At 36.7% G+C, this 9,778-nt stretch carries 10 protein-coding genes; 7 read left to right on the plus strand and 3 right to left on the minus strand.

Translation table 11 applies throughout. The annotated features are described in order from the left end of the window. The first annotated feature begins 32 nt into the window (after positions 1-32). From P1K33_RS04060 to murI, 7 genes are all read left to right on the plus strand, one after another. Entirely contained in the window at positions 33-914 is an 882-nt protein-coding gene (locus tag P1K33_RS04060; protein ID WP_284651603.1) for an NAD kinase, read from the plus strand. Between the two features lie 164 nt (positions 915-1,078). Further along, positions 1,079-1,765, plus strand: a complete 687-nt coding sequence (porG, locus tag P1K33_RS04065) for a type IX secretion system protein PorG (protein WP_284651604.1) — start codon at positions 1,079-1,081, stop codon at positions 1,763-1,765. 3 nt (positions 1,766-1,768) lie between these two features. Further along, the gene (gene uppS / locus P1K33_RS04070; RefSeq protein WP_284651605.1) at positions 1,769-2,509 is read left to right on the plus strand and encodes an undecaprenyl pyrophosphate synthase; all 741 of its coding nucleotides are present in this window, start codon (positions 1,769-1,771) and stop codon (positions 2,507-2,509) included. Then, a complete protein-coding gene (gene bamA, locus P1K33_RS04075) occupies positions 2,442-5,213 on the plus strand; it encodes an outer membrane protein assembly factor BamA (RefSeq protein WP_284651606.1) in 2,772 nt (923 codons plus the stop codon). The genes uppS and bamA overlap by 68 nt, the downstream gene beginning before the upstream one ends. Positions 5,214-5,247: 34 nt before the next feature. Further along, positions 5,248-6,249, plus strand: a complete 1,002-nt coding sequence (locus P1K33_RS04080; protein ID WP_284651607.1) for an OmpH/Skp family outer membrane protein — start codon at positions 5,248-5,250, stop codon at positions 6,247-6,249. 29 nt (positions 6,250-6,278) lie between these two features. Further along, complete coding sequence (locus tag P1K33_RS04085; protein WP_284651608.1) at positions 6,279-6,779, plus strand: OmpH/Skp family outer membrane protein; 501 nt, start codon at positions 6,279-6,281, stop codon at positions 6,777-6,779. Between the two features lie 65 nt (positions 6,780-6,844). Then, a complete protein-coding gene (gene murI / locus P1K33_RS04090) occupies positions 6,845-7,624 on the plus strand; it encodes a glutamate racemase (RefSeq protein WP_284651609.1) in 780 nt (259 codons plus the stop codon). 97 nt (positions 7,625-7,721) lie between these two features. On the opposite strand, the gene P1K33_RS04095 is transcribed toward murI, so the two are convergent. The 3 genes from P1K33_RS04095 to P1K33_RS04105 all read right to left on the minus strand — a co-directional run. Next, positions 7,722-8,237, minus strand: a complete 516-nt coding sequence (locus P1K33_RS04095) for a gamma carbonic anhydrase family protein (protein ID WP_284651610.1) — start codon at positions 8,235-8,237, stop codon at positions 7,722-7,724. A gap of 42 nt (positions 8,238-8,279) precedes the next feature. Next, entirely contained in the window at positions 8,280-9,278 is a 999-nt protein-coding gene (locus P1K33_RS04100) for a PorP/SprF family type IX secretion system membrane protein (protein WP_284651611.1), read from the minus strand. Positions 9,279-9,284: 6 nt separating this feature from the next. Further along, the coding region (locus P1K33_RS04105; RefSeq protein WP_284651612.1) for a T9SS type B sorting domain-containing protein at positions 9,285-9,778 on the minus strand (494 nt) is incomplete at its 5' end.

The following is a 9,778-nucleotide window of genomic DNA, read 5'->3' on the forward strand; positions in this document are numbered from 1 at the left end:
GTCTTAATTCTTAATTCTTAATTCTTATTACTATGAAAGTTGCCATCTTCGGACAATATTATCAAAACGACACCCGACCGATTATCAAGGATATTTTTGTTTTTTTCAACAGAAACAATGTGGAATTGGTCATTGAAGAAAAGTTTTTGAAAATATTACATGAAGAAAAAATTGTCGAAAAGCAATACAACACTTTCTCTTCGCACAAGGATTTAGACAAGAGTTTTGACATTCTCATCAGTATTGGTGGTGACGGAACCATTTTGAGAGCGGTTACTTTTGTGCGCGATTCGGGGATTCCGATTTTGGGCGTCAATGCCGGAAGACTGGGATTTTTGGCCAAAGTTCAAAAAGAAAACATCGAATCCTTTTTACAGATTGTTTTAGAAAAAAAATACACCATTTCGGAAAGAGCTTTGCTCTCGATGGAAAATTCACCTGATTGGGGTGAAATCGACATCAATTTTGCAATGAATGAAGTAGCGGTGAGTCGAAAAGACACCACTTCGATGATTACTATTGAAACTTCCCTGAATGGAGAATACCTGAGTTCTTATTGGGCAGACGGATTGATTATTGCCACACCAACGGGTTCGACCGGTTATTCCTTGAGTTGTGGCGGACCGATTTTAACGCCTGAAGTAAAAGGATTGGTTATAACTCCAATAGCGCCACACAATCTCAATGCACGACCATTGGTCATTCCCGATGATACCGAAATCACTTTGAAAGTTTCGGGAAGAGAAGAGCAATACCTGGTTTCCCTGGATTCCAGAATCACTTTAGTCAGCAATCATTCAGTTATTAAAATCAAAAAAACACCTTTTCACATTAACATGGTGGAAATCCCGGAAGAAACATTTTTCAAGACACTTCGCAGCAAATTACTTTGGGGAGAAGACAAGAGAAATTAGAAAAAATTCACTTCATTTTATACTACAATTCTAAAAAAATCGTTTTAGAATAGAACCTTGCTAACAATAGTAATTATCAGCACTTTATTTTATTTGGCAGAAATCCGAAATTCATGCTATATAAGTACTGAGAATTATTATATTTGCACGCTATTTTCAATTTAATGAAAAAGATTTTAGTATTATTTTTTTGTTTGGTTTTCCAGAATATTTTGAATGCGCAAATCAATGAGATTGGCGTTTTTCTTGGCGGGAGCAACTTCATTGGAGATGTCGGTAAAACGAATTACATCTCTCCGAATGAACCAGCCTTCGGGATTTTATATAAATGGAACAAAAGCCCGAGACATTCATATAGGTTTTCCTATATGCAATCGAGCATTTCAGGAAACGATTTAGACTCAGAAGTTCCGGCCAGGAATTTAAGAGGTTACAGCTTTAAAAATAATATCAAAGAGTTTACAGCCGGTATGGAATTCAATTTTTTTGATTTCAACCTGCATGAAATATTGAAAAGGAAATTTACGCCATATGTATTTACCGGACTTTCTTATTTCGCTTACGACGAATTGTATGTAGTGAATGGAGAAACCAAAAAGGATTATACCGAAAGTACCTTTGCCATTCCGATGATTGTTGGTGTTAAAACCAATGTCGCATCTCATTTTGTACTGGGTTTGGAAGTTGGTGCAAGGTATACTTTCACTGATAATTTGGATGGAAGTTTTCCAAAGAATGAAAATTTAGCGCCATTGAAATTTGGCAATGTAAACAGCAAAGACTGGTATGTTTTCACAGGACTTACGTTAACGTATACCTTTACCGAAAAACCATGTTATTGCGCAGAATAAAGAATGAATTTACTAGAAAAAATAAACAAGGACAATTTACCCAAACATCTCGCCATCATTATGGACGGGAATGGTCGCTGGGCGAAACAAAAAGGTTTCCTAAGGGCTTTTGGCCATGAAAACGGAACCAAATCAGTTAGAATAACTGTTGAAACCTGTGCCAAACTTGGCATTGAAAACCTTACGTTGTATGCTTTTTCTACTGAAAACTGGAACCGTCCTAAATTGGAAGTTGACACTTTGATGAAATTGCTGATTTCTTCCTTAAAGAAAGAGTTTGAAACACTTCAGAAAAACAACATCAGACTGAACTGCATCGGAAACATCGATTTGCTTCCTTCAACTGCAAAAAAAGAACTTTTAGCTGTTATTGAAAAGACCAAAAACAATACCCGAATGACGCTGACACTGGCCCTGAGCTATGGTTCGAGAGAGGAATTGTTAAATGCTGTTAAAATTATTAGTGATAAAGTTAAAAATAATATAATTTCGATAGACTCACTTGATGAATCAATTATTAATCAGCATCTTTACACGCACAATCTACCTGATGTAGATTTAGTGATTAGAACCAGTGGCGAACACAGGATTAGTAACTTTCTGCTTTGGCAAATAGCTTATGCAGAATTTTATTTTACAGACGTACTGTGGCCCGATTTTAAAGAAGACGATTTATATGAAGCCATCATCAGCTATCAAAAAAGAGAACGAAGATTCGGAAAAACAAGTGAACAAATTAAATAAAATTTCAGTGCAGATTAAAACATCAAAAATATTTCTAATTCTTTTGTTTTTTGGAAGTATTTTTCAATTACAAGCCCAAGACAGAGTTCCTTTTGAACAAGGCAGAAAATACATTTTAGCAGAAGTTAAAGTACATGGCAAAATTAGTTACAATGAGCAAACCGTAGTTACTTTTACCGGTTTGGAAAAAGGACAGCAGATTACCGTACCCGGAGAAGAAATCAGCAATGCCATCAAAAAATTAGGCAAACTAGGACTGTTCAGTGATATCGATTTTTATGTAAACAAAACTGAAGGAGACAGCATCTGGCTTGATCTTGACATTGCCGAGCTTCCAAAACTAAGCGATGTAAAAATTCAAGGGGTTAAAAAAGCCAAATCTGAAGATTTAATCAAAGAAAACAGCTTAACAAAAGGTAAGATTGTCAATGAAAACCTGATTACTACCACTAAAAATTATATCGAAAACAAATATAAAAAAGACGGTTACTACAAAACCAAAGTCTTTATCACTACAACGCCAGATACTACCGAAGGCAATCAGGTGAAAATGTTGGTGAATATTGACAAAGGTGACAAACTGAAAATCTCAAAAATCACTTTTGAAGGCAATGAAAAATTCTCGGATACTAAACTGAGACGTGCCATGAAAAACACCAAACAGATTAATATTGTCAGGCTGTTTAAAAAATCCAAATTCATCAAGGATAAATACAAGGAAGATTTAACGTCTATTGTAGACAAATACAAAGAGAAAGGTTACAGAGATGCCCGAATTGTATCTGACTCGGTATTCTTAAATGCCAAAAAGACCAAACTGGCCATTAATATTAAAGTGGAAGAAGGAAGAAAATATTATTTCGGTAATATCAAATTCTTAGGAAACTCTGTTTATTCAGATCAGGCTTTAGCCAGAATATTGGGAATCAAAAAGGGAGAAGTTTACAATGGTGTCTTATTGGAAAAAAGAATTGCCGACAAAACAAAACCGGATGGAAATGACATTACCAATTTGTACCAAAACAATGGTTATTTGTTCTCCAACATCAACGCGGTGGAAGTAAAAACAGCCAATGACACGATTGATTTTGAAATCAGAATATTGGAAGGACCAATTGCCTATTTCAATAACATTACTGTAGTTGGAAATGATAAAACAAACGATAGGGTAATCTACCGCGAATTAAGAACACAACCCGGACAAAAATACAGCAAAGAAGATTTGGTTAGAACCATTCGTGAGATTGGACAATTAGGTTTCTTTGATCCTGAGGCCATTGAACCTAAATTCAAAAACGTAGATCCTGCAGCAGGAACTGTTGATATAGAATACAACGTAGTTGAAAAAGGATCAAGCCAGATTGAACTCCAAGGTGGTTATGGCGGTGGTGGATTTATCGGAACATTAGGTTTATCCTTTAATAATTTCTCTGCCAGAAACATGTTTAAAAAGGAAGCATACAAACCTTTACCAATGGGTGACGGGCAAAAAGTATCCTTGCGTTTACAAGCCAGTTCATTCTTCCAGACGTATAGTTTGTCATTTTCTGAACCATGGTTAGGTGGTAAAAAACCAATCCAGTTTTCGACCTCATTATCACACAGTAAGCAATTTTTATACTCGGGAAGTTCTTCTAACGTAGACAGAAGCAAAAGCTTTAACATTACTTCGCTATCTGTAGGTTATGCCAAAAGATTAACGGTGCCGGATGACTTCTTCGTGTTTTCAAACTCTGTTAGTTTCCAATACTATGATTTGAACAATTACAACACTGGTTTATTTACTTTTGGTGACGGTTCATCCCGTAACTTAGCATTCACACTGGGATTAAGCAGAAATAATAAAGGGGTAAACCCTATTTACCCAACATCGGGTTCTGAATTTAGTTTCTCTGCCAAATTTACTTTACCATACTCTCTTTTCAACGGGATAAATTATAGCGATTTGGAAAATCAGGCAGCCTACAAAAAGAAATATGTTGATACTACTCCAGAAAACACTGATGATAACTTTGGCGTTGATGGTGTATTTATTAATAATGATGATTATATTGCAACCACTACAGTCCAAAACAGTGATGGAACAAGCACAACCGGGATTGCAAGAGTTGACGATTATCACGATGCGGATGTAAATCGCGGAAAAGTAGATCAGAAAAAATTCAACTGGTTAGAATATTACAAATTGAAATTCAAAGCCGACTGGTACACCCGATTAGCCGGAACACAATCAAAAGCTTTAGTATTAAGGGCTTTGGGTGAGTTTGGTTATTTAGGTGCTTACAACAGTGGTCGTGGATTGGTTCCTTTTGAAAGATTCTTTTTAGGTGGAGATGGTTTGGCCAACTTTTCATTAGATGGTCGTGAAGTAGTTCAGTTAAGAGGTTATCCGAATCAGTCGTTGTCAGATCAGGACGGTGCAACAATTTATAACAAATTCTCCTTAGAATTAAGATATCCGTTAACACTTAAGGCTGCAGCTTCAATTTATGCCTTGACTTTTGTGGAAGCCGGATCATCATATAATACGTTCAAAGAATACAATCCATTTGTATTACAACGTTCAGCGGGATTTGGAATTAGAATTTTCATGCCTGCATTTGGTCTATTAGGCATAGATTTTGCGCATGGTTTTGATGCTGTTCCCGGTTTAACGGAAAAGAATGGTTGGGAAACACATTTTATAATTGGTCAACAATTTTAATTATATTTGATACATATTTCTAAATCATAATCGTATGAAAAAATATTTTGCAATATCAATATTACTTTTATCCTTTGTTTTTCAAGCAAATGCACAATCAAGAGGCATCAAAATTGGCTACATTGACATGGAATATATTCTGCAAAATGTACCCGATTATACTGAAGCCAATAGCCAATTAGAGCAAAAAGCTCAAAAATGGAAGCAGGACATTGAAGCTAAAAAAGTTGAAATTGCAAAATTAAAAGACGCTTTAAAGACAGAAAGAACTTTATTAACCAAAGAGTTAATCGACGAGCGTGAAGAAGAAATCAAGTTTCAGGAAGACGAATTGTTAGATTTTCAACAAAAGAAATTTGGCCCAAATGGTGATTTGATGACCCAAAAAGCAGTTTTAGTTAAACCGATACAAGATCAGGTTTTCAATGCGGTTCAGGATATTGCAGAGCTTAAAAAATATGATTTCGTTTTTGACAAGTCATCCGATTTGACCATGTTGTTTTCGGCCAAAAGACATGACATCAGCGATCAGGTAGTCAGAACAATTACCAGAGCTGAAAAAAGAGAGCAAATGAGTGAAAAACAAATCAAAGCTCAAGAAGCCAAAGAAGCGCTGGAAGATGCTGTTGATGACAATCCTGCATTAGCGGCCAGAAAAAAAGTTCTGGAAGATAAGAAAGCAGCTCGTGAAAAATTAATTGCTGATAAAAAAGCGGCGGCGGAAGAAAAGAAATTAGCTGCTGATGAAAAACGCAAACAATTGGCTGCCGAAAAAGAAGCCAAAAAGAATGGCACGGTTCCTGCTAACGATAAAACATCAGGTGATAAAAAAACTCCTGAAACCGATAAAAAAGCAACTGACTCAACCGCTGCACTTGACCCTAATTCTAAGGAAGCCAAAGCGGCCGCAAGAGCCAAAGCAACAGAGGACAGAAAAAAAGCTTTAGAAGAGAAAAAGAAAAAGGCTATCGCAGACAGAGAAGCTGCTAAAAAAGCCAAAGAAGAAAAAACAGGGGAACCTAAAAAAGAAGAATAAATAACAAATATTAATTAACACTTTAAAAAATGAAAAGATTGAAATCATTACTAATAGCTACTGTATTGTTTTTAGGAACAAGTTACACGATGAATGCTCAAGCTAAAACTGCACATGTAGATGTAAATGAAATTATTTCTAAAATGCCGGCGATGTTAGATGCTCAAAAGCAATTGGAAAAATTGAGCGCCACTTATGATGCGGAATACAAAACAATGGCTGAAGAATATCAAAATAAAATAAAAAAATACGACCAGGAAGCTTCAACTGTTGGAGATGCTGTTAACGCAACTCGTCAAACAGAAGTACAAGACTTGGTAAAACGTATTACTGAGTACAGAGATAATGCTCAAAAAGAATTACAAAAGAAAGAATCTGATTTGGTAAAACCTTTAATGGACAAAATTAAAGCTTCAATCACTAAAATCGGTAAAGCAAAAGGATACCAATACGTATTAAACGTAGCTGACCTTTTATTGGCTGATGGTCCGGATTTGACTGCTGATATTAAGAAAGACTTAGGTTTCTAAAATCTAAAAAATATACTTTAAAAACTGCTCAATATATTGAGCAGTTTTTTTTTACTTTTGCTTCTATGACGAATAATAATCCTATAGGCCTTTTTGATTCCGGCGTTGGCGGTACTTCCATTTGGAGAGAAATTCACGAATTACTTCCCCATGAAGATACCATATACCTCGCGGATAGCAAAAATGCGCCTTACGGTCAAAGGTCAAAAGAAGAAATTATCGATTTAAGCATCAAGAACACCGAGTTCCTACTCAATCAAAATGCCAAAATCATAGTTGTTGCCTGCAATACCGCAACGACCAATGCCATCAAGGAATTGCGTGCCAAATACGACGTTCCGTTCATCGGAATCGAACCGGCGATAAAACCGGCCGCACTGCATTCGCAAACGCAAACCATAGGGATTCTGGCCACACAGGGCACTTTGAACAGCGAACTTTTCCACCAAACAGCCGAACAGTTTCACGATACTAAAATCATTGAGCAAATTGGCCACGGCTTAGTAAGCCTGATTGAAAACGGCGATATCAATTCCCCTGAAATGGATCGATTGCTCCACAGTTATCTCGAACCCATGATTGAGGCCAATATCGATTACCTGGTACTCGGTTGCAGCCATTATCCTTATCTGATACCACAAATCAAAAAAATCCTCCCAAATCACATTAAAATCATCGATTCAGGTGAAGCAGTGGCACGTCAGACCAAGAAAGTATTGGCAGAAAGTGTCGGTTTGAGTAACGAGACCAAAAAAGGGGAAGCTGTATTCTACTGCAATTCCAATCCAAAAGTCTTAGACGACATTTTGAACAATCAGTACAACATAATTTCGAAAGATTTTTAGGAGCCAAACGCTAGGGCATTTTTTAAATCTTTTTCCCGCTTTATGCACTACAAGGTAGTCGCATCAATCGGGGCTAAATTCAAACTGCAGGCTTCTTTTATTCTTCCTTGAACCAGCTTGAATACATCACATAGTTATTCGAAATGCGTTCGATTTCTCCGGCAAAGTCGGATTGGTCAATGTCTTTCACTTTCTTTGCAGGAACACCGGCATAAATCGTCCCCGATTCCACCACAGTGTTCTGAGTCAACACAGCGCCCGCTGCAATGATAGAATTGCTTTCCACTACGCAATTGTCCATTACAATGGCGCCCATTCCAATCAAAACATTGTCGTAAATTTTACAGCCGTGAACAATGGCGTTGTGTCCAATAGATACATTATTTCCTATTTCGGTTGGGTGTTTTTGATAAGTACAATGAATAATGGCTCCATCCTGAATATTGACTTTATTTCCTATTTTGATATAATGAACATCTCCGCGAATCACCGCATTAAACCAAACGCTGCAGCTATTGCCCAAAACAACATCACCAACAATGGTGGCGTTTTCTGCCACATAACAATCGGTTGGAATCTGCGGATGTTTTCCGTTTACTGATTTTATTACCATAAAAAAAATAGTCCCGAGATTATCGGGACTTTATATTTAAAATTAATTAATAGCTGGACAGTTACAGTGGTATTTCTCTGCTTTACAGAATAAGTTGAGACCCAAAGTGATTTGGTGGAATCCACCTGCATCAAATTTCACATCGCCTAACAAATGGGAATAAGTATAGGAAAACATAAAATTCTTAACGTTAACCCCAACGATTGGCGTTATATATTGTAATTTTTGGTCAGCTACACCATTTCCTTGAACATACTGAGCACCATCAAGACTTCTTCTGTAAGATATCCCTCCCCAAAGTCTTCCGAACTCTAATTCTTTGTAAGCTTTAATGTTTAAATCAATTGTCTTTTCCTGCGTTTGCGTAACCAATTGGAACATAAATGACGGCTCCCAAAGAATAGATTCTTCATCTCCAAAAGTATACCCTGAATTCAAAATAAACCTTCTCAAGTTTACCGGCTCGCTGTCTGTATACAATTTTCTGTCACTTGCCAAGGCATTTTTTACGGTAGCATGAACATAAAAATCAAGGAAGTTATAGGATGCTCCAATATCCACATTAAAATAAGTTGCTTTTTGAATCGACGCAAATATTAATGGGTCAAAATCAGGATAATTATCATAAAAAGTAGTTTGGTCTAAATTACTTTGTACAAAACCGGCACTCATACCAAATGAAAGTTGGTTTAAATCAACCCTATCTCGAGAAAACATTAAATGGTGGGCGTAAGTCAACTTCATCCCCGTTTGAGAGTGATATCCGTTTTTATCATTAAATACAATAACACCGCCTCCGGATCTTTCTCCAAGCGAACCGTTAAAACTTAACGTTTGCAATGCTGGTGCGTCCTCTTGACCAAACCATTGTTGCCTTCCGGTTAATCTAAGTTTTGCACAATTCGCAGCACCTGCCATAGAAGGATGAAGTAAATAATAGTTGTCTGATAAGTAATCAGAGTAAACAGGCAATCCTTCTTGAGAAGTTGAAAGTTGTGATACAAAAAGTATAGCTAGTAGACAAAATTTTCTAAAATTCATTTTAATTTATCTTTTTAATGAGAAATGGGCTTTAAATTGTTTCATGGTTCCGTTTTCAGGATAATCTACCGTAAACCAGTAATCCGTTGATGGCAGCGGATGTCCGTTGAACGTTCCATCCCAGCCCGGACTCATAGGACTGATTTGTTTGATTAATTTTCCATAGCGGTCAAATATATAAATTTTTGTTTGATCTGCATAATTATCATTATCCAATCCGGTAACATTCCAATTTTCATGGATACCATCCCCGTTTGGTGTAAAATAATGAGGGTAATCAATCACCTGAACATTTCCTATGAGTTCCACTCCACAAGAGTAATCAGGGTCTCTCACGTCCCATACATAAATCGTATGCACTCCCAAAGATACGTTCTCAAACACATTGCTGGTTTGTCTCGGTCCATCATCCAGACTGTATTCATAAATACCATAACCTTCATTGGTCACCGTGATGATCTGATTCTCCGCAAAGGCATTGGTCACCGTATAAGTAATGT

The organism is Flavobacterium terrisoli (assembly GCF_030167905.1).
In the GTDB taxonomy this organism is placed as follows: domain Bacteria; phylum Bacteroidota; class Bacteroidia; order Flavobacteriales; family Flavobacteriaceae; genus Flavobacterium; species Flavobacterium terrisoli.

What these genes read in the sequence shown, in the direction of transcription:
- P1K33_RS04100 (WP_284651611.1), bottom strand. Translation starts at nt 9,278, where the DNA reads ATGAATTTTAGAAAATTTTGTCTACTAGCTATACTTTTTGTATCACAA.
- bamA (WP_284651606.1), top strand. Translation starts at nt 2,442, where the DNA reads ATGAAGCCATCATCAGCTATCAAAAAAGAGAACGAAGATTCGGAAAAA.
- porG (WP_284651604.1), top strand. Translation starts at nt 1,079, where the DNA reads ATGAAAAAGATTTTAGTATTATTTTTTTGTTTGGTTTTCCAGAATATT.
- uppS (WP_284651605.1), top strand. Translation starts at nt 1,769, where the DNA reads ATGAATTTACTAGAAAAAATAAACAAGGACAATTTACCCAAACATCTC.
- P1K33_RS04080 (WP_284651607.1), top strand. Translation starts at nt 5,248, where the DNA reads ATGAAAAAATATTTTGCAATATCAATATTACTTTTATCCTTTGTTTTT.
- P1K33_RS04085 (WP_284651608.1), top strand. Translation starts at nt 6,279, where the DNA reads ATGAAAAGATTGAAATCATTACTAATAGCTACTGTATTGTTTTTAGGA.
- P1K33_RS04095 (WP_284651610.1), bottom strand. Translation starts at nt 8,237, where the DNA reads ATGGTAATAAAATCAGTAAACGGAAAACATCCGCAGATTCCAACCGAT.
- murI (WP_284651609.1), top strand. Translation starts at nt 6,845, where the DNA reads ATGACGAATAATAATCCTATAGGCCTTTTTGATTCCGGCGTTGGCGGT.
- P1K33_RS04060 (WP_284651603.1), top strand. Translation starts at nt 33, where the DNA reads ATGAAAGTTGCCATCTTCGGACAATATTATCAAAACGACACCCGACCG.